21 protein-coding genes are annotated in these 19,704 nt (G+C 66.7%); 13 read left to right on the forward strand and 8 right to left on the reverse strand.

The window, feature by feature from the left end; translation table 11 throughout:
• Positions 1-5: 5 nt before the first annotated feature.
• The 4 genes from ACIA75_RS11070 (at position 6) to ACIA75_RS11085 (ending at position 4,220) form a co-directional block, all read left to right on the forward strand.
• Positions 6-1,070, forward strand: a complete 1,065-nt coding sequence (locus ACIA75_RS11070; RefSeq protein ID WP_397102462.1) for a phosphotransferase family protein — start codon at positions 6-8, stop codon at positions 1,068-1,070.
• Positions 1,071-1,361: 291 nt separating this feature from the next.
• The gene (locus tag ACIA75_RS11075) at positions 1,362-2,492 is read left to right on the forward strand and encodes an NDMA-dependent alcohol dehydrogenase (protein ID WP_397102464.1); all 1,131 of its coding nucleotides are present in this window, start codon (positions 1,362-1,364) and stop codon (positions 2,490-2,492) included.
• 267 nt (positions 2,493-2,759) lie between these two features.
• Positions 2,760-3,587 (forward strand): serine hydrolase domain-containing protein, encoded by an 828-nt coding sequence (locus ACIA75_RS11080; RefSeq protein WP_397102466.1) that lies wholly within the window; start codon positions 2,760-2,762, stop codon positions 3,585-3,587.
• Positions 3,588-3,686: 99 nt separating this feature from the next.
• A complete protein-coding gene (locus ACIA75_RS11085) occupies positions 3,687-4,220 on the forward strand; it encodes a DUF3145 domain-containing protein (RefSeq protein ID WP_397102468.1) in 534 nt (177 codons plus the stop codon).
• Between the two features lie 37 nt (positions 4,221-4,257).
• On the opposite strand, the gene ACIA75_RS11090 is transcribed toward ACIA75_RS11085, so the two are convergent.
• Positions 4,258-4,569, reverse strand: coding sequence for a DUF3303 domain-containing protein (locus ACIA75_RS11090; protein WP_397102470.1), 312 nt, complete (start codon positions 4,567-4,569; stop codon positions 4,258-4,260).
• 310 nt (positions 4,570-4,879) lie between these two features.
• Positions 4,880-5,851, reverse strand: a complete 972-nt coding sequence (locus ACIA75_RS11095) for an AraC family transcriptional regulator (RefSeq protein WP_397102472.1) — start codon at positions 5,849-5,851, stop codon at positions 4,880-4,882.
• Positions 5,852-5,924: 73 nt separating this feature from the next.
• On the opposite strand from ACIA75_RS11095, the gene ACIA75_RS11100 reads away from it, so the two are divergent.
• Positions 5,925-6,911, forward strand: coding sequence for an SDR family NAD(P)-dependent oxidoreductase (locus ACIA75_RS11100; protein WP_397102474.1), 987 nt, complete (start codon positions 5,925-5,927; stop codon positions 6,909-6,911).
• Positions 6,912-7,217: 306 nt separating this feature from the next.
• On the forward strand, positions 7,218-8,321 hold the full coding sequence (locus ACIA75_RS11105) for a GGDEF domain-containing protein (RefSeq protein ID WP_397102476.1): 1,104 nt from the start codon (positions 7,218-7,220) through the stop codon (positions 8,319-8,321).
• Between the two features lie 28 nt (positions 8,322-8,349).
• On the opposite strand, the gene ACIA75_RS11110 is transcribed toward ACIA75_RS11105, so the two are convergent.
• On the reverse strand, positions 8,350-9,012 hold the full coding sequence (locus ACIA75_RS11110) for a TetR family transcriptional regulator (RefSeq protein ID WP_397102478.1): 663 nt from the start codon (positions 9,010-9,012) through the stop codon (positions 8,350-8,352).
• A gap of 58 nt (positions 9,013-9,070) precedes the next feature.
• Between ACIA75_RS11110 and ACIA75_RS11115 the strand changes: the two genes are divergently transcribed.
• A complete protein-coding gene (locus tag ACIA75_RS11115; RefSeq protein ID WP_397102480.1) occupies positions 9,071-9,958 on the forward strand; it encodes an SDR family NAD(P)-dependent oxidoreductase in 888 nt (295 codons plus the stop codon).
• A gap of 9 nt (positions 9,959-9,967) precedes the next feature.
• Here the strand turns inward: ACIA75_RS11115 and yidC are convergent, their stop codons facing one another.
• On the reverse strand, positions 9,968-10,897 hold the full coding sequence (gene yidC / locus ACIA75_RS11120; RefSeq protein ID WP_397103451.1) for a membrane protein insertase YidC: 930 nt from the start codon (positions 10,895-10,897) through the stop codon (positions 9,968-9,970).
• Between the two features lie 133 nt (positions 10,898-11,030).
• Positions 11,031-11,297, reverse strand: a complete 267-nt coding sequence (locus ACIA75_RS11125; RefSeq protein WP_397102482.1) for a DUF6412 domain-containing protein — start codon at positions 11,295-11,297, stop codon at positions 11,031-11,033.
• A 35-nt stretch (positions 11,298-11,332) separates the two neighbouring features.
• Here ACIA75_RS11125 and ACIA75_RS11130 point away from each other — a divergent pair, with 35 nt between their 5' ends.
• Together ACIA75_RS11130 and ACIA75_RS11135 are read left to right on the forward strand one after the other, a co-directional pair.
• Entirely contained in the window at positions 11,333-11,644 is a 312-nt protein-coding gene (locus ACIA75_RS11130; RefSeq protein WP_397102484.1) for a hypothetical protein, read from the forward strand.
• 9 nt (positions 11,645-11,653) lie between these two features.
• Complete coding sequence (locus tag ACIA75_RS11135; RefSeq protein ID WP_397102486.1) at positions 11,654-12,244, forward strand: chloramphenicol phosphotransferase CPT family protein; 591 nt, start codon at positions 11,654-11,656, stop codon at positions 12,242-12,244.
• Between the two features lie 226 nt (positions 12,245-12,470).
• On the opposite strand, the gene ACIA75_RS11140 is transcribed toward ACIA75_RS11135, so the two are convergent.
• The gene (locus ACIA75_RS11140; RefSeq protein ID WP_397102488.1) at positions 12,471-13,991 is read right to left on the reverse strand and encodes a carboxylesterase/lipase family protein; all 1,521 of its coding nucleotides are present in this window, start codon (positions 13,989-13,991) and stop codon (positions 12,471-12,473) included.
• Between the two features lie 96 nt (positions 13,992-14,087).
• On the opposite strand from ACIA75_RS11140, the gene ACIA75_RS11145 reads away from it, so the two are divergent.
• Complete coding sequence (locus tag ACIA75_RS11145; RefSeq protein WP_397102490.1) at positions 14,088-14,633, forward strand: AAA family ATPase; 546 nt, start codon at positions 14,088-14,090, stop codon at positions 14,631-14,633.
• 270 nt (positions 14,634-14,903) lie between these two features.
• On the opposite strand, the gene ACIA75_RS11150 is transcribed toward ACIA75_RS11145, so the two are convergent.
• A complete protein-coding gene (locus tag ACIA75_RS11150; protein ID WP_397102492.1) occupies positions 14,904-15,836 on the reverse strand; it encodes a helix-turn-helix domain-containing protein in 933 nt (310 codons plus the stop codon).
• 169 nt (positions 15,837-16,005) lie between these two features.
• Here ACIA75_RS11150 and ACIA75_RS11155 point away from each other — a divergent pair, with 169 nt between their 5' ends.
• From ACIA75_RS11155 to ACIA75_RS11165, 3 genes are all read left to right on the forward strand, one after another.
• Positions 16,006-16,311 carry a hypothetical protein gene (locus ACIA75_RS11155; protein ID WP_397102494.1) on the forward strand — a complete coding sequence of 102 codons (306 nt, stop codon included), beginning with the start codon at positions 16,006-16,008 and terminating at the stop codon, positions 16,309-16,311.
• A 189-nt stretch (positions 16,312-16,500) separates the two neighbouring features.
• Positions 16,501-17,232, forward strand: coding sequence for a nucleotidyltransferase domain-containing protein (locus ACIA75_RS11160; protein ID WP_397102496.1), 732 nt, complete (start codon positions 16,501-16,503; stop codon positions 17,230-17,232).
• Between the two features lie 76 nt (positions 17,233-17,308).
• Entirely contained in the window at positions 17,309-17,731 is a 423-nt protein-coding gene (locus ACIA75_RS11165) for a DUF6924 domain-containing protein (protein WP_397102498.1), read from the forward strand.
• A gap of 68 nt (positions 17,732-17,799) precedes the next feature.
• Here the strand turns inward: ACIA75_RS11165 and ACIA75_RS11170 are convergent, their stop codons facing one another.
• Positions 17,800-19,557, reverse strand: coding sequence for a hypothetical protein (locus ACIA75_RS11170; protein WP_397102500.1), 1,758 nt, complete (start codon positions 19,555-19,557; stop codon positions 17,800-17,802).
• Positions 19,558-19,704 lie beyond the last annotated feature (147 nt).

Here is a 19,704-nt window from a genome sequence, read left to right on the forward strand (position 1 = left end):
GCACAATGTCAGGCATGTCTGTTGCGCAGCCGGTAGGCGTGGATCGTGAACACGTCGACTTCACCGTGGTCGGGAACTGGATGGACGAGCAGGGGCTCACCGGTGGCGAGTTCCAGGAGGTGAAGACCCTCGGCGGGGGCACGCAGAACATCATGCTGCGGTTCACCCGCGGCGGGCGTGACTATGTGCTGCGCCGCGGGCCGGCGCATCTGCGGCCCAAGAGCAACGAGGTCATCCGCCGTGAGGCGCGACTGCTGGGCGCGCTGTCCGGTACCGATGTGCGGGCCCCGCGCGTGATCGCGGCCGAGCCGGACGAATCGGTCCTCGGCGCGGTGTTCTACCTGATGGAACCCATCGAGGGGTACAACCCGCAGACCGAGCTGCCGGCGAAGTTCGCCGCGGATCCGGCGGCGCGGCACGCCATGGGCCTGTCCGCGGTGGAGGCCATCGCCTGGCTCGGCGCCCTCGACTATCAAGCGCTCGGGTTGTCCGACTACGGCAAACCGGAAGGTTTCCTGGAGCGTCAGGTCGGCCGGTGGATGCACGAACTCGATTCGTATTCCTCGAACGAGGGGTACCCAGGCCCGCAGATCCCCGGCCTGAACGAGGTGGCCGACTGGCTGGAGCGCAACCGGCCCGCCACCTGGACCCCCGGGATCCTGCACGGCGACTGCCATCTCGCCAACATCATGTTCTCCTATGAGCTCCCCGAGGTCGCGGCGCTGGTGGACTGGGAAATGTCCACCATCGGCGATCCGCTGCTCGACCTCGGCTGGCAGATCGCCACCCGGCCGGAGCCGGGGACCTCGGGCGCGGCGCTCATCGGCAAACTCGGCGAGGCCGGCGGTCTCCCGTCGAGTGCGGAGATGATCGAGCACTACGGCAAGTTCTCCGACCGCGACCTGAGCGCGGTCACCTGGTACACCGTGCTGGCCTGTTTCAAGCTAGGTATCGTCCTGGAAGGCACCTACGCCCGCGCCTTCGCGGGTAAGGCCCCCGAGAAGGTCGGCGAATTCCTGCATGCGAACACCCTCGAGTTGTTCGCGCAGGCGCGGGGCCTCATGGAGTGAGAACAGGTTTCACTCTTTCGATCGATCCGGTTGCCCCGGCCGCGCTGTGCGGGCCACCGGATCGATTCGGCCCGGGTGCGGCGGCGCGAGGCACCCCGGGGGTATCGCCGGTGGAAGTGGGCGATTCGGGTGAATCTCGCGCGGCGTCCGTATGGGGAAACCGCAGCGATATGGTCGGCCGACCAGTTGTCCGGAGAAAATCTTCGCCAACCCACTAGAACGTGTTCCAGTTCGTATCGTAGTGTGGAGGCTGTCACATGAAAGCCCGCGCATGCGAGAGGTCGGACACGAATGAAGACGAAGGGCGCGATCCTGTGGGGGATCGACGAGCCGTGGTCCGTCGAGGAAATCGAACTCGGCGACCCCCGTGCCGGTGAGGTGCAGATCCAGCTGGAAACCGCTGGTATGTGCCATTCCGACCACCATATGGTCACCGGTGCCACCCCCATGCCCTCCTTTCCGGCCATGGGCGGCCACGAAGGCGCGGGCGTCATCACCAAACTCGGCCCCGGCACCCCGCCCGACCTTGCTGTCGGCGATCACGTGGTGCTGTCGTTCATCCCCGCCTGCGGCCGCTGTCCGGCGTGTGTGTCCGGGAACATGGCCCTGTGCGATCTCGGTATGGGCCTGCTCTCCGGCCAGTCCATCAGCGACGGCAGCTACCGCATCCAGGCCCGCGGCAAGGACGTCATTCCGATGTGCCTGCTCGGGACCTTCTCCCCGTACATGACCGTGCACTACAGCTCGGTGGTCAAGATCGACCCGGAGATCCCGTTCGAGGTCGCCTGCCTGGTCGGCTGCGGTGTGCCCACCGGTTTCGGGTCCTCCACCCATGTAGCGAATGTGATGCCCGGGGATACGGCGGCCATCGTCGGTATCGGCGGCGTCGGGATGAGCGCGCTGCAGGGCGCGGTGCTCTCCGGTGCGCAGAAGGTCGTCGCCATCGACCCGAATCCGTGGAAGCTGGAGCAGGCCAAAAAGTTCGGTGCCACCCATACCTACGCGAGCATGGCCGAGGCGATCATGCCGCTGATGGAGGCCACCGAGGGCCGGATGGCCGACAAGGTCATCCTCACGATGGGTGAGATGCAGGGCGAATTCATCGAAGAGGGCCTGATCCTCACCGCGAAGGCCGGCACCCTGGTCGTCACGTCGATGGGCCGGATGGACGCCGCCGATGTGAAGATGAACAACTTCCTGCTGTGCATGCTGCAGAAGACGGTCAAGGGCTGCATTTTCGGCGGCGGCAATGCCCGGCAGGACATCCCGCGCTTGCTCTCGCTGTACAAGGCGGGGCAGCTGAACCTCGACGATATGGTCACCCGCAGCTACTCCCTGGAGGATGTGAACCAGGGCTACAAGGACATGCTGGACGGCAAGAACATCCGCGGCATCATCAAGTACAGCGACGCGGATCGCTGATCCTGCGCCGCCGGACGTACCGGCGGACAGCGCGGACATCGAATCCCTGGGCGCCGGGCCGGTTGATCGGCTCGGCGCCCAGCTCGTCGAGAGGACCGCCGGCGATGTTTGCGCGCGACCCTATCGGCCTCGGGTATCGGTGGCTGTTCCAGCGTTTCCGTTGTGCCCGTCGCGGCCCGCGTATCCGCGTCCGTCACCGTCCGGCCGGATGTGCTGTCGTGACCGGGCGAATTCCACGCTAACCATCGCGTCTCGTAATCTCGGAGTGTGCGCGCACTCGAGCAGATCAAGCAATGGCCGGTCCGGCATGCCGCGGCGGGCGTGGTCACCCGGGGCGGCCGGTGGGCGGCCGGTGACGCCGATCGGGTCTTCCGGCTCGCGTCGGTCACCAAACCCCTCGTCGCGTACGCGGCGCTGGTCGCCGTGGAGGAAGGTGCGATCGAACTCGATCAGCCTGCCGGGCCGTCCGGTTCGACCGTCCGGCATCTGCTCGCGCACACCTCCGGGGTCGCGTTCGACACCACCGATATCCTCGCCCGGCCCGGCGCCAAACGGATCTATTCGAGCGCGGGTTTCGAACTGCTGGCCGATTTCGTCGCCGAGCACACCGGTATCCCGTTCCCGGAATATCTGCGCGAGGCCGTATTCGAGCCGCTGGGTATGTCCGCTACCGAGCTGACGGGTTCGGCCGGGCACGGCGCGCATTCCACCCTCGCCGATCTGCTGCGCTTCGCCGCCGAACTGCTCGAGCCGCGGCTGATTTCGCCGCAGACCCATGCCGCCGCGACAGCGGTCCAGTTTCCCGGCAGCAACGGTGTGCTGCCCGGATTCGGATCGCAGCGGCCGAACGACTGGGGGTTGGGTTTCGAGATCCGCGACGGTAAGTCACCGCACTGGACCGGGATTACCAACTCGCCACGGACATACGGTCATTTCGGGCAGTCGGGCACGTTCATCTGGGTGGATCCGCAGATCGACGTGGCGTGTGTAGCGTTGAGCGACGAGTATTTCGGTGACTGGTCGCGTGAAGTATGGCCGCCGTTCAGCGATTCGGTGATCGGCGAGACCACCGTCGCGCGCAACACGTCAGCGTAGTAACACGCGTAACACCGGGCACTCGAGTACACTCGGGCAACGCCTTGTCGACGGGCCCGTTGGGGAAGACGAGTTTCGTCGAAACCGGAGGTGTACGTGGTGCGCGCATCGACCCGATACGCGGAGACAACGGCGGGTGTGGTCTACATCCACTCGTCACCCACCGCGCTGTGCCCGCATATCGAGTGGGCGCTCGCGGCGGCGCTCGGTAGCCCCGCCGGTCTGCGCTGGACGGCCCAGCCCGCGGCGCCCGGCCAGCTCCGCGCCACCACGGAATGGGTGGGACCGGTCGGCACCGCGGCCCGGATCACGCAATCACTCCGTTCCTGGCCGGTACTGCGTTTCGAGGTCACCGAGGATCCGAGCGAGGGCGTCGACGGGGAACGCTACAGCTTCGTTCCGTCTCTGGGTCTGTGGCACGGTGCCATGAGCGCCAACGGGGATGTGATGGTGAGCGAGATGCGGTTGCGGGTCATGCTGCAGGCCGATCGTGAACTGGGCCGGCATTCGGCCTACGACCTCTCCGCAGAGATCGACCGCGCACTCGGCACCGCCTGGGACGAGGACCTCGAGGTCTACCGCACCGGCAGCGAAGGCGCCGAGATCACCTGGTTGCGCCGCGACGTCGGCTGACCGCCCCGCCGCCGTTCGGTGTCAGCGGTCACGCCCGTCAGCTGATCGACTCGCGGAAACTGACGCCCTCCTCGATCGCCTGCACGGCTTCGGCGAGTTCGACGACCGGTTGGATTTCGTAGTCGGCGAAGAAACCGAATTTCTTCGGAGCGTCGGTCAGGTCGATCGGGTTATCGGTTTCGACCACCGCGAATCCGCCACTGCCGTCGAGCCGGCCGACCATCTGGTGGTAGGTCACGCCGTCGACCGGCTTCCAGTTCGCAAACACTGCCAGCGCCCGGCGGACACTTTCTTCGTTCTCCGCTGCTGAGCCGTTCCAACGATATTTCCAGGAAACTACGTACTTCATGTGTCCTCCAAGGCTTTCCGAAGTGGGTATGCTTCGCGAACGGTTGCCCGGATCGGAATGTCGAATACTCCGGCGATACGCGTGGCGCACCGGTCGTGAGTTCCAGCGGGTTGTCGCGAAAACCATTCGCTGACATGCAGACTCGATCAATCGGCGGATCCCGCGGCTGCTCGGGCGAGCGTTGGAGGTGAACTGGATCTTCGCCTGGAATGGCTCGGCTCGGGATACTTGCGGGATGGCAGCTGTTCGATATCCGGTCAGCTTTCCACAGTGCAAGTCGAGATGATGACGCCTGAATTATAGCGTTCGGCTATGTTGGGTTCAATGGGTCCGGTAGTCGGCCGGATCGGGTGGGCGCTCGGTCGCCGGGCCCGGCCGGCTCCTCGCGGACGCGTTTCCGGTACCGCAGCGGTGACTCGCCGATCTCGCGTTTGAATGCGGTGCTGAACGCGCTCTCCGAGGCGTAGCCCAGTGTGGAGGCGAGTGCGCCGACCCGGTCGTCCCCCGTGCGCAGGGCCTGCTGTGCCAGCAGCATCCGCCAGCGGTGCAGATAGGTGAGTGGCGGCATGCCCGCCACGGCGCGGAAGCGGGTGGCGAATGCCGTGCGGGACATGGCCGCTGCCTGCGCCAGCGTTTCCAGCCGCCACGCTCTGCCCGGTTCGGCGTGCATGAGGGCGACCGCTGGGTGCAGCCGTTCGTCGGTCAGCACGCGCAGCCGGCCCGGGGGAAGCTCTGCCTGGCCGAGGTACACACGCAGCATCTCGAGCACCAGCAACTGTGCGTGCTGGCGGACAGCGAAGGCGGAGCCGATACGGTGACCGGCTATTTCGCCGAGGAGCTGGTCCAGCCGGGCGCGCAGGGGGACGGTGGCGCTCGTGGCCGGGACGTGCCCCACCGGCGGAAGCGCTTGCAGAAGTAAGGACCGGCCGATCGCATTGAGGGCGATATGGCCGCCGAACACCACGTCGGTGCCACCTTCGTGGAGAGCGCAGCCCGGACTCGACACGTCGATCTCCCGGGCGGGCTCGCCCCCGTTCCCGCCACGGATCTCCATCCATGACCGGGTGTTGAGAATCGCGACTTCGCCCGTGTCGACGAGGAGCGGCTCGTTGCCGTCGTCGGTGGTGAGCCGAAGGCTGCCACGGGCTACCGCCACGAACTTCAACGGGTGATCGACGAGCGGCCCGCGGGCGACCCAGGCGCCGTCGGCGCCGATACCGCTCGACATCACGCCCTGGATCTCGACCAAATCCAGTACGTCGGACAGCGGATCGCTCATCATTTCTGAACGATCGCGAAAGAATATGGGACTGTCAAGTATTCAAAGTTCACGACAGGGTCCTTAGCGTGACGATATGTACGTGAAACAGCAGCCGCTCGGATCCGGGTTCACCGCGGCATCTACGGCCGATGAGGTCCTCGCGGGTATCGACCTGAACGGCATCAATATCGTCGTCACCGGAGGTCATGCCGGGATCGGCCTGGAGACGACCCGGGCGCTCAGCAAGGCCGGAGCGTCCGTCGTTGTCGGCGCGCGCCGCCCCGGCCGCGCCGCCGCGGCGCTGGCGGGTATCGAGCGCGTCGAGGTCGGCCCGCTGGACCTTGCCCACCCGGCGTCGATCGACGCCTTCACCGCCCGGTATGCCGGCTCCGGCCGTCCGCTGCACATCCTGATCAACAACGCCGGCGTCCCGCTGCACGAGACCCTGACGCTCGACGCCCGCGGCTACGAGGCCCAGTTCGCGACCAACTACCTCGGCCACTTCCAGCTCACCCTCGGCCTGCTGGCCTCCCTGCGCGCGGCCCACGGCGCCCGCGTCGTCAACCTGTCCTCCGGTGGCCACCGGATCTCCGGCATCCGCTGGAACGACGTGCACTTCACCACCGGTTACCAGAGCCTCCTCGCCTACGGACAGTCCAAGACCGCCGCCATCCTGTTCGCGGTCGAACTGGACCGCCGCTGGGCTCGGGACGGTGTCCGCGGTTACGCCGTCCACCCGGGGATCGTTCCCGGCACCAGCTTGAACAGCTCGGTCGGCGAAGAGCAGTTGCGGGCCGCGGGCCTGATCGACGAGGACGGGCAGCCGGTTGTCGCCCCTGACCGCGGGATCAAGAACGCGCGGCAGGGCGCCGCTACCACAGTGTTCGCGGCCACCAGTCCACTGCTCGACGAGATCGGCGGCGTTTATCTCATGGACAACGACGTCTCTGTCGTGGACGAGAACCCGGAGCCCGTCACCGGTGCCGAGCAAGATCCCCCGGCCGAGGTCGTACCGCACGCCATCGACCCCCGGTCCGCGGAGCGTCTCTGGGAGCTGAGCGAAGAACTGATCACGGTGTGACGGTTGCGCACCGCGCGGGACTCGGCGGCCCTGGTCACGCGGAGAGGATGTCCGTCGTCATAACCGGCCGAACGACTCGACGTGACGGTGTCACGAGCTCGGTTCCGGGGAAGCTCTCGTCCACGGATTCGGCGGGTGCCGACGACGTCCGGCCGGTGACCGGCAGTGGGGCGCGACACATACTCGCGCGCCGGGTATCAATGCGTCCGGCCTAGACTGCTTCGGATGAGCTCGTGAGATTCCCTGGAATTCTCGCACTCGGTACGAGCCGACGGTGGTGACGCGGTCGGGACCAAGGGTGAGTCGATGAATGACGGCAAAACGCTGCGGGCCTGGTGGAACGACCCGGTCGACTACAGTTGGCTGCTGCGCACCCTGGCGGCCCGGTCGGCGCTGGGTCCGCTGAAGCTGCTGATCGGTATCGCGGGCGCCGTGATCGCGGTGATGGGCGTCGTGATCGCGGGTACGCCGGTGGGGCCGCCCGGCCATCCCGGTATCGCGTCGACGGTGGGGGTGTTGTCCGGGACGCTGTGGGCGCTGCGCTGGTGGCTGCTGCCCTGGCCGAGCAAAACCGAGTCGCTCGTGCTGATCGGCTGCGCTGATGTGCTGTTCACCGTCGAGTTCCTCCAGGTGCAGGACCGGCTGTTCGGTGCCATGGGCGCGGTGCTGCTCCTGGGTGCCGGTAGTTACGTGGGCGTCTTCCACAGCGCCCGGGTATTGGCCGTGCATTCGATCTGGGCAGTGCTGTCGGTGATCGTGTTCTCGGTGCGGATCGTCACCGGCGGCGGAGAGGTCGAGCTGGCCGTCGCGGTCGGGCTGCTGCTCGTCTCGGTGGTCGGCGTGCTGCCCGCGCTGCAGCTCCTCTATTGGCTGCTGCGCACCGAATCGCTGTCGGACCCGCTGACCGAACTGCTGAATCGCCGGGGCCTGGAGATCCGGTTGCCGCAGCTGGTGGAGCGGTATCCCGCGATCTGCGTGATGACCTTCGATCTCGACCGGTTCAAGAGCGTCAACGACACCTGGGGTCACCGCGTCGGCGACACCGTCCTGGTGCGGACCGCCCGGCGACTCCACGACGCCGCGGGGGAGACGTCGGTGGTGGCGCGCACCGGCGGGGAGGAATTCGTGGTCGCCGCGCCGATCACCACCGTCAGCGCGCGCACCGAGGCCGAGCGCCTGCGCCGCGCGGTCGCGGAACCGCCGGAGACCGCGGTGGAGGTCACCGCGAGCGTCGGCGTGGCGGTGTTCGACGCGACGATCTGTCCGCAGTGCCCGCGACCGACCCCGGAGCGGCTGCTGCAATCCGCCGACGCCGCCATGTACCGGGCCAAACAGTCCGGCGGGAATCTGGTGGTGGTCGACGAACTCACTCCGCCGCGGGATCACCAGCACCACCCGATCCCCGGATAACGCTGCATTCCGCACGCAGCTCACCCGCTCATCTCTCCGACGCCTCGATCCCTCGTAGTAAGTAGGCGGTGATCCGGTGTAGGCGGGGCTCGACATCCAAGGCCGAATGGCCCAGCAGGGGGTCGGTTCGGTAGAACTCGGCGATCTCCGGGCCGGGGGTCGCGACCTGCCAGAACACTCCGGCCAGGGCGGTCACCGCGGCGATCAGGTCCACCCCGTGCGCCGCCGAGAGCCCCGGGAGCACGCGCTGGACCGCGGTCACGATCGCGTCGAGCTCCGCGTGGGTGACAGTCTTGAAGCTGCGGACAGCGTCGACGGATACGCGGCGCTCCAGATTCAGCGGTGCCTGCGCGAGCAGATCGCAGAACATGCCGCGGGCCGCCAGGGTCCGGGCGAGCGTGCCCGCGACGGCATCCGCATCACCCGGCTCGAGGGTGGCGAGGCCGGCACGTACCGCGGTCGACCATTCACGCCAGCCGTCCGCGGTGAGCTGGAGAAAGATTTCCTCGCGAGTCTCGAAGTAGCGCAGCATCGCGGACTTGTGCATACCCACAGCTGCCGCGATATCGGTGAGGGTGATCTCCCGAACTCCCTGCTCGAGGGCCAGGTTGCGGGCGGCGTCGAGAATCGCCGCCTGACGCTGCCGCTTGGCCTGCTCGCTGCGGGCGCGCGTGAACTGCTGTTCTGTCACCACATCAGGTTAGCGCAACACCGTTGCATTAGTAGCGAAACAGTGTTTTACTAAATTCATGACGCAGACATGGTTCATCACCGGTTCCACCCGCGGATTCGGCCGCGCCCTCACTCGCGCGGCGCTGGCGAACGGAGACGCCGTCGCCGCCACAGCCCGTCGCCCGGAACAACTCGCCGACCTGGTCGCGGAGTTCGGCGACCGCATCCTGCCCCTCCGTCTCGACGTCACCGACACCACCGCGGTGCACAACAGCCTCAGCGAGGCACGCCGGGTGTTCGGGCGGATCGACGTGATCGTCAACAACGCGGGCTACGCAAACGTGGCCCCCATCGAGACCGGCGACGACACCGACTTCCGCGCCCAGTTCGAGACCAACTTCTGGGGCGTGTACCACGTGTCGAAGGCGGCGATCCCGGTGCTGCGGGCACAGGGCGGTGGGCTCATCATCCAGTTCTCCTCGATCGGCGGCCGGGTCGGCGGATCCGGCGGGATCGCGTCCTACCAGGCCGCGAAGTTCGCCATCGACGGATTCAGCCGCGTGCTGCGCGCCGAGACCGAACAGTTCGGCATCCGGGTTCTGGTGGTCGAGCCCAGCGGATTCCGGACGGATTGGTCGGGAGCATCGATGACGATCGCCGGTGTACCCGACGAGTACGCCGCACTCGCCCAGCGCTACGCGGATGCGGGTGCACCCGGATCACCGCTACAAGCCGGGGATCCCGACCGCGCCGCCGCCATCCTCGTCCGCCTGTCCCGCAGCCGGGAACTACCGCACAACCTTCCGCTCGGGGCCGACGCCTCCCGGCTCGCGGTCGCGTTCGACCGCGAGCAGCTCGGCAGCGACCTCGTCTGGGGCCCGGTGAGCGAGTCCGCGGACTTCGGGAAAAGCTACCCGGTCGAGTTCCCATATGGCCGCCCCGGCGCCCCAGCCCCGGCAGCATAATCGGCCGGTCTATTTCTTCCGGCTCCGTTTCTGCCGGTTCGGCCGGGCGCCGGGCTTGGGCGCGGCGGCAACCGGGCGTTCGGTGAGCGTGCGCTGCGCGGTGGTTTCTTCCCGGCCGATGCGGGCGAATACGAGATGCTGCTGGGCGTAGGTCCACAGGTTGTTGCTCACCCAGTAGAGCAGGATCGCGATCATCAGGAACGGCCCGCCGACGAGGACACCGAGCGGGAAGACCCACAGCATCAGCTTGTTCATCATCGCCGATTGCGGGTTCGCGGCCGCTTCCTGGCTCTGCCGCGCGATCGAGGCGCGCGCGTTGAAGTGGGTGGCCACGGCCGCGATCACCATCAGTGGGATCGCGACCGCCGCGATCATTGTCACGCTGGGAACGCCGCCGTGGGCCGCGAAAGAATCCAGCGTGCTCTCCGGGGTGGTGATCGCCGCGGAGATGGGCGCACCGAACAGCCGGGCGCTGAGAAACGACTGCACGTCGGTGGCGCTGAACACATAATTCGGGGTGGCTGCGTTGGCTTCGGCGCTCATCCCGAGCTGCCCGATTCCTGTTCCGGTGCGGTTGAACGACCGCAGGACATGGAACAGGCCGAGGAACACCGGTGCCTGCACCAGCACCGGTAAGCAGCCCATCAGCGGGTTGAATCCGTGTTCCTTCTGCAGTTTCTGCATTTCGACGGCTTGCTGCTGCCGGTCACCGGCGTACTTCTTCTGCAACGCCTTGATCTGTGGTCCCAGTTCCTGCATCTGGCGAGCGGTGCGGATCTGGGAGATGGCCGGTTTGAGCAGGACCAGGCGGAGGGTGAAGACGAGGAAAACTACCGCCAGCGCCCAGGCGATGCCGTTGTCCGGGCCGAGGACCGCGCCGAACGCCTTGTGCCAGAACCACAGGATCGCGGACACGGGGTAGTAGATGATGTCGAGCATGGTGAGCACCTCTTCGCCGCACACCGCGGTGCCACCACGGCGTGCGAATAGGGTTCACGCCCAGATGCGTCGACTCGGCAGCTGCGGCGTGGGAGACAGGTCAGCGAAGACGACCCGGCGCAGCGCCGAAGGGCTACACCGCGGCCGGAACCTGCCCGGGTGCTCGGGGAAGACGCGGGCGGCCGGGAGTGTCCGGGGCACTCTGCCGGCGGAAAGCGCCGCGCAGGCGCCTCTCCTCCCGTGGCGGGCCGACTGCCGCTGTGGTCAGCGCGTGCAGCTGGGAAATGGAATCCCGGCCCGCGATCGCGATAAGGACCGCGACCGCAACCGCGGCGCCGACAGCAGTGGTCTCGCCATCGATCCCAGCTGTTGTCGCGATCACGAAGGTCAGCACAGCCACCCACGCGAGCTGAACAAGCCTCAGCCTTCGCGCGAGTGCCGACCAGATCCGTGCCACGCCGAGAGTCTACCGAGTCACGATTCGACCAGGGCGGCCACGCCGTCGAGTATGCGGCCGAGGCCGAAGGTGAACTCGGCGTCCATATCGTCCCCGTTGTCGTCCAGGGCGCCAGCGGCGATCTCGGCACCGCTCTGCCCCGATACGAACAACAGCTGCGCCTCTTCGTCCACCGCAACCAGCAGCTGGCACGCGATGTGGTGGACAAACTCGTACCCACCACCCGCCGGCAAGCCGGAATGCAACTGGCGATGATGCGGATGCTGCCGTACCTGCCCGGCAAACATTAGTCTGGCCGGATGCGGAGCACGGAACGTCCTGGCCGGGTCATCTTTCTCAACGGAACATCGAGTTCGGGCAAGACCACTTTGGCTCGCGCCATCCAGGACGAGAGCGACACCCCGTTCGTCTATTGGGGAATCGACACCCTGTTCGCCCTGGTGCCACCGAACTGGGGCGGCGGACGCGACGGTCCGCTCAGCCGCGACGGATTCTGGTACGACCGCACCGGCCGCGATGAGAGCGGCCACCCGACCGTGGTCATCCGTTACGGCCACGTCGGACGCCGCATGCTGCATTCCGCGTGCGCCGCAGCCGCCGCATTCGCCCACGGTGGTGACGATCTGGTCATCGACGAGATGCTCCTGACCCCCGACCTGCTGCCGATCTGGACGGAAGCCCTCGCCGGCCTGGATATTCAGCTCGTCTCCGTCACCTGCCCACTGGCCGTCGCCGAGCAGCGAGAAAAGGCTCGCCGCCACCCGAACGGATTGGCCCGAGGCCACTTCGACGCGGTGCACGACCACGGCTACCCCTACGACACCATCGTCGACACGACCACGGGGACACCCGCGGCGCTGGCCAGAACAGTCCTGCAACGGTCTCCGTGATTCTCCCGGGCGACGACGCCCCCTGCATTACGCCGCGGCCCACATACGAGAGGCAAGGCCTTTCGCTCGCGCTCAAAGTGCACGCTATCCGCTTCGCCCAGACCTCCGGTTACCGATGGCTCGTCGCGTTCCACCACCCCCGGAACATCCCGGCAATCGCGATGAATCGGCGTCTCGGCTTCCACGACTCAGCAACCTGAAGCGCAGCGCAACGGCGAGGCTCCCGTCATGTCACCAGGTCAAGGGTGTCGAACTGGTACGTGGACCAGATCCGGCGGGAACGTTCCTCGGGATAGGGCCCAGTTGTCGTTGTGCTTCCGTAGATACGGGTGGTTCGCGTGTGCGGGGCGTAGGGTGACCAGCCGGGGTGACCGGTGGTCGCGAAACGTACCCAGTCGCTGCGCATGTGGCGAGAGATGTGCGCGAGTTCGTCTGCGGCGCCCGGAATCGCGCGGGGATGATGGCGTACTTCGTTGATGTCGAGTGTGCCGAAAATGAGCAGGAAGTCTAGGCTGTGCGAGGCGCCTTGGTCACGGTGGTAGCTCCAAGACAGCTCGTAAGTCCGGACAGAACCGCCGCCTGTGTGTTGAGCGTCGGCGAGATGCAGGGCGGGCATCCGGAACAACCAGTCGGATTTGACGATTTCCGCCAGCTCGCCAGGGGTGGTTCCGGCGTAAGCGGTGCGGTAGGCGCTGCCCCCATCGGGTCGCGGGGCGAGGCGATCGAGGGTGATGCTCACCTGCTGTTCGGTAATCGTGTCGTCGGGCTCACCGCTGAACAGGCGGTATTCGTCGCGGGTGTGGCCCACCAGAAGGTCGATGTCGCGTGCGGCGCCACCGGCGAGCGGCCGCCACGGTGCGTCCGGTAGCAGCACCCCGTCGACGACTGGAGAGAACGGTGTCGGGGTAATCGTCATCGGGCCCCACTCGGCGGCACACGTCGGCATTCGACGGAGCACGGCTTCTGTCGCGGCGGTGAGCGCACGGGGCGGTATCGGGGCCAACTCCTCCACGGTGGCCTGTGCCCCGAGTTCCGCAGCGATCGCAGCCGAGACCGCGCCGGCGAGCTTCTCGGACAAGTAGGTACCCGGCATGCTCTGCACGATCGCCCTGTGGAACAGGCCGGCAGATATCGGCATAGCGAGCAGGGCAGCGATACAGCCTGCGCCGGCGGACTGGCCGAACACGGTGACGGTGCCGGGGTCGCCGCCGAACGCGGCGATATTGTCCTGCACCCACCGCAGTGCGGCGGCCTGGTCGAGGATGCCGCGATTGTCCGGGGCTCCGGCGATGTGGGCGAAGCCTTCCACGCCGACCCGGTAGTTCACACTGACCATGATCACCCCTGCCCCGGCCAGAGCCGCACCGTCGTGGTGCGGGTTGCCCGAGGTGCCTTCGAGGTATCTGCCACCGTGGATCCACACCATGACCGGTAGCCCGGCGGCGCCGAGGTCGGGTGACCAGATATTGAGTGTCAGGCAATCAACGGACCCATCTCCGGCGTTGCCGGCCACCGCCGACATCACCGCGCCGGAATGGGCCGCCTGCGGCACCATCGGCCCGAATGTCGAGGCGTCGCGAACGCCGGCCCACCGTTGAACCGGTCCTGGAGCCGCGAACCGATGTGGGCCGAACGGTGGCGCGGCATAGGGGATGCCGCGGAACACCGCGACAGCTTTTTCCCATCTGCCCCGAACAATGCCGGTGGCCGTGCGGATTTCGGGTTCGGTGCGAAGTTCACTGCCCACTGCCCTGTAATACCAGGCGGCGCGCGTGCTTGTTCCGACGTCGGCACCAGGCGTAATTGCCACACCACGTCGGGCACAGCCCGCGATGATGACCCTGTGGACAAACTCCTGGTGCTGATCAACGGATTGCCGGGCTCCGGCAAGTCGACGCTGGGCCGCGCACTGGCGACGACCTTGAATGCCCAGTTCTTGTCGAAGGACGCTGTGAAGGAGGCACTGGCAGCCTGCGTCGACGATGCGGAAGCCGTCCCCGGCCTCGGCGGGATCGCCATGGATGCGGTCTGGGCGCTGGCGCAGGCGACCCCGAAATCCGTAGTTGTCGATTCGTGGTGGTTCAAACCCCGCGACCTGCAATTCGCCGCGGCAGGTATCGAGCGGGCGCAGGCGGATCGTGCGGTCGAGATCTGGTGCCGGGTACCCCCGGAGACCGCGAGAGCGCGATACGCGGCGAGGCACCGCCCAGCCTTTTATCAGGATCATCAGCGCCTCGCCGAGGACTGGGACCGGTGGGCCGAGCAGGCCGAACCGCTCGAACTCATACCCACTGTCTTCGTCGACACCACTCAACCGGTCGACTGCGCGGCTCTGGCCGAGCAAATGGCGGAGGCCGTCGGCAGGGCGCGAATCGGAAGCAGTGAGTGAGGTTATCTTTCCCCGCCAGGTTCACGCCCGCCATCGGATGCCCCGCCGGACCAGTTCCTGGATGCTGTCGACCAGCATCTATCGTTCCAGTGTCTTGAGACGTTCGTGCAGGCTCGCCTCGTCGTCGTCCGGTCGGACCTCGACGGCGCGTTGCGGGAGAATCGGTCCGAGTCGATTCCGGCATGACCTCTGCCGATGGTGGACCGGCTCGGTGATCTGGCGCTCCAGCAGCTGCTGCGGATTGGTTGGGGACTTGTTCGCCGGGCCGGGTCAGTGCGGTATGTCGGCGAGCCCGTCAGCGGCACGCCGCCATTTCGCGGCCCACTCGGCCCGTCGGTGTTCGGGCGGCAGGGCGTCGACGGCGGCCCGGACCTCTTCCTGTGCCCGCTCGGCCTGCCCGAGGATGCGCAGCACCCGCGAGCGCTGTAAGCCGTAGAACCCTGGGGTGTACCAGTATCCCGCGTCCGGTTTCTCCTCGTCCTCGGCCGCTTCGGCTGCCCTGTCGGCGGCCACAAGGACCCGCTGAGCTTCGCGGGGTTCTCCGGTCACGGCGTGGAGTCGAGCCCGCTGGAAGCGCTCATAGACTCTGATCAACGGATGTACGCGCGGCACCGCCAGGACCGCTTCCGACAGGGCGGCGGCCTCGGCGTGCCGGCCCGTCTCGGCGTGCACGTACGCCGTGAAGCTGAGCCCGTGTGCCAGCCGGTCCGGGGCGCCGGAATGCCGCGCCAGTTCCACGGCCTTGCCGAGGCTGCGCCGTGAGGCGGCCCCGGCCCCTGTCGCGTGTTCCAGCCACCCCCTGTACTGGTCTATCTCGGACGCCATCGACGCGGCGGCCGTCCCGGTCCTCGAGCGGGCCTGGTCGGCGAACGTCTCGGCCATTGTCGCCATGCCCTTGACCGCGGGGAGCACAGCGATCGGGCCGGTTGCGTCCTCGATCCGGCGGGTTGCCGAGAGCATCACGGCCACGTCGGACAGGGTGCTGGTGTCCACGCTGGCGGCCGAGCGCGCGACGGCGGTCAACCGCTCCAGATCCGACCCCAACGTCGATTCATAGGCCGCGACCACGGCAGCAGGAACGGCTCGTTTACCGGACTCGATCAGCGACAAGTAGGACGCGCTGTAGTGCGTCCGCCGGGCCATTTCGCGCAGCGCCATACCGGCAGCCTCACGGGCCGCCCGGAGGAGCGAGCCAGGTTCCATCGGTTCCCTTCCGGGGCGGGCGACAGCAAACACCTGTCAACAGCGTAGGCATATGCGCGCGTAATCGGCCCGCATAGCGTCGAATTCGGCCTCGCCGCCGGGGGATCGAGCCTCGGCGGCGGGTGCACACCAGCGACCGCAGGGGATACACAGGGACAGGGGACATCTGATGCGATACCGGCCGACCGCACTCGGATACGTAGATCTGGACGTGAGCACTTCTTTGGCATGGGACCGGGCACAGGTTCAACGTCTGTCGTGCCATCTCGGTTACCTGGTGAGCTGGCCGGAACTCTCCTCGGTACTCCCGCTGTTCGACCAGGTGCGCGCGGCCGACGTGGACGCCGTCGTGATGCCCGGCCCGCACCACCTCGGCCCACTGGAGTTGAACCGGGTAATGGATGTGGCCGACGTGGAAACGGTGATACCCCGGTTGTCCTTCGCCCGTTGGTCGATGTCTGGGGGAGGGCGGTGATTGTGCTCGGTTGGACCGTCGTAGTCGGTGTACCGGCGGCGGTACTGCTCTGGGCAGTATGCTGGCCGAAACGCTGACCGGTTCATTGTCGAGCGCCAACCCTCGCTGCAAACGATCGGGAACCTCACACCAACGATCGGATTATGGACACGTCTTGTCCTCTATGTACGGGCCGCGATCTGATGGGGTGTGACCATCGAGGTGTTGGAGATTGCCCGGGAACTGGTGCGGGCGCGCTTCCCGCAGGCGCGTGCAGCGTGGCTGGGTGGTAGTGCCGTGCTCGGAACTGCCACGGTGACCTCGGATCTGGATATCACAGTGCTGCTCGCGGGTCCTCCAGCGCCTTACCGTGAATCGCTGCGTTATCACCAGTGGCCGGTGGAGCTGTTTGTGCAGACGGAAGCGTCGATGCAGCATTTCCTCGCGATGGAGCGTAAGGCAAGGCGACCGGCGACCCTACGATTGATCGGACGCACGTACATCCTGGCAGACCGCGATGGCAGTGGCGAATACCTGCAGAGACGATGCGCAGCAGAGCTGGCCGCCGGTCCGGCCCCGCTGACGGTCGAGGAACTTCGCTCCGCCCGATACAGAGTCACCGACCTGCTCGACGATCTCACTGGTTCCCGAGACGACACCGAACGTCTGCTGATCGCCGCCGACCTATGGCGCGCCACTGCCGAGCTGCTGCTCACCGGGCACGGTCGCTGGACGGGCAGCGGTAAGTGGTTGCACCGAGAGCTGACCGCCTTCGATCGCGACAGCGGTACGGAGTACTCGAAAGCGCTGGCGCACGGCATGCGGTCGGTCGCAAGCGGGAACATCGAACCGATGCTCGGCATTGTTGGTCGCGTGCTGGAGATGTTCGGTGGCCGGCTTTTCGAGGGGTTCAGGGCCGAGGGCCCCAGCCGATCGACCTGAAGGTCGCGTATCGGCGATTTCGGCGTCGTGATGTCGGGGCGCATGGCGTTCGGCTGCCGTAGTGCACAATCGGCCTATGACACGGTCGCTGCCCGAGGGCGAATCGCTTCTGGTGCGTACGGATTTCACCGATGATGCGGCGTGGGCCCAAACTCTCGCGGCGGTCATTGCGTCCTACGACGAAGACATGATGTCAGAGCTGACACCCGTCGACGACGTGTCCTTCGCTGGGCTGACGGCCGCCGACCTGGGTGACCTGATCGATGGGCAGACCTATGTGTTCCTCGCCGACACCATCACGATGACCGACCCCGAGCATCCGCTGCTGGCGGTCGATACCAGCGATGAGGATGTCCGAGGGGACGGCGACCCGGTGTTCCGGATCGCGCCGCTCGCGATGGCCGAGGTCGAGGTCAATTTCCTCCTCGCCAACGTGGACTTCGAGGACTACGCCGGCAGCGTCGACGACGACGGTGTCTTCCGCGGCTTCGATCGGTGAGCGCGGCCGGCATTCACTGCCGGCCACCGGTCCATCCCCGTGGAACTGCCCCTCGGAGGCTCGATCCGCTATCGCACACCGAACTGTGCGTAGTACTCTGCCACGCTCATCCTGGAGGTCCGATCGGTAGTGTCCGGGCGCGAGGGTGCGCCGGGTATATGGCCACCGCTGCAGATTGCCCGGCCACCGAACGGTGAGGAATCGAGGTGCGGTTCGATGAGCGTCGCGAATTCCGCAGTGGTCAGGCGGTCGGCGTGACACGGCGAGATCTCCACATACAGACTGGCGCCCGCAGCAACCTTGTGATGCCCGTCGAGCAGGAATCGAGGTTCGCCTCGTACACCCGGTCCGGCCGGGCCCGGCGCGACGAGAATCGCCAGCGGCGTCGCGCCACGCCGAATCCGGTCGCGATACCAGGCGATCCGTTCACTGTCGGGCGGCGGCCAGGTATCGGTCGGTATCACGACATCGAACCCGCGAGGATCGAGATGCGCGTCCCAGTCACCGACAGTCCATGAGGAGGTAGCACTGATCTGGCAGGCAGACAGCGGGCTGACATTGTCAACGATTCGGACCGCGTACTGGCCGGGTTCGAACAACCTCAGTAGAGGGGTGAGTCGAGCCAGCGTGCTCGCGCCGAGAAAGGGATGACCGGAATGGTCCCGTTCGATCTCCGGATCTGCCAGCCAGTCGATCAAGTCACTGATCTCGGCCAGCTGTCGCGCAGGCCCCAGCCGTGCGACCAGCTGCCACAGTGTGCCCGCGATCACGTCCGCCTTGGCGAGCACGGGCTGGTTGTGCAGCCACAGCACCGCCGCCGTGGGGGAGTTGCGTGAGCCCTGGACACGGACGACTCCGAGACCGTCGGGGATTTCGACGAGATGTCCCGGCATCATCCGTTGTTCGCCCGCTCTCAGCCATCCAGGGCCCACCGTCGCGACCACCGGTCTCGCCTGCTGGGCGGTCAGGGGCTGATCACGTAGCGCATCGTTCAGGTCGTCGCGGCCGAATTCCAGCGGGTCGTCTTCGCTACACGCGGGCCAATACATCGGGTCGTCTTCGTCATCCGCGGACGGATCGGGCCGAGCGCACCGATCCGGGCAGTCACACCACTCGTCCTGTTCCAGGGACCACTTCGCTGACTCGCGTTCGCGCGCGGAGTCTTCGAGCGCTGACAGCGGGCGCGTCATCGTAAACCGCTCAGGATGCCAGCACCACTCTGTATCCCGGTACGGCGGAGAGCAATAGAGCAGCAGCACCATCGGGTCCACACCCAAGGACAGATAGGCCGCCAGGGCATGCCGCCCGTCCAGCACGAGGGCCAGATCATCCGTTCGGTCGGGCCGGGTGATGTCCAACGCGAGCACCACCGGACGTTCCCCAGCGCGGATATCGGATACATACTCCGCGACGGATCCGGAGGCACGGGCGATGCCGCTACCCGGTTCGCCGCCATCGATGACCAGGGTCAGGACTTCCCTTGGCCCGACTACCACTGGATGATCCAGCTGCGGGCTCACCACCTGCACCGCCAGCTGACGAGGTGGGCAGATCCTCCACCAACCCGGCGTTGTCACACCCGCAACCACCGCGAGTGCTGCATCGGGTTCGCGAGCCAAATCCCTGGAGAAACCACGCTTCTCGGCCAGTGAATCCGGGCAGGTCCGCCCGCCCGTCAATCGTGCGACCACCTCACCGTCCAGACTCGGCCAGCACAGCCACGCCCAGCGTCCATTGATGCGAACCGCACACCCGATACCCGCCGGTGCGAGGCCGATCTCGGCATTGCCATGGCATACCAACGTCGGCTCGTCCGTCCATCCCACGTCTGTACGGTACGACGCCCGGGACCGGCCGGCCTTCGGACTGATGTTCTCTCTTGTCTTTGCGCCGCAATCGGCCTACCTACCAGCAACTCCGGCCACCTTTTCTTGACTGTCGATCAAGAAGTCCATATCGTGGCCGGAACAAGT

The sequence above is a fragment of the Nocardia sp. NPDC051750 genome, from assembly GCF_044453135.1.
Taxonomy (GTDB): Bacteria; Actinomycetota; Actinomycetes; order Mycobacteriales; family Mycobacteriaceae; genus Nocardia.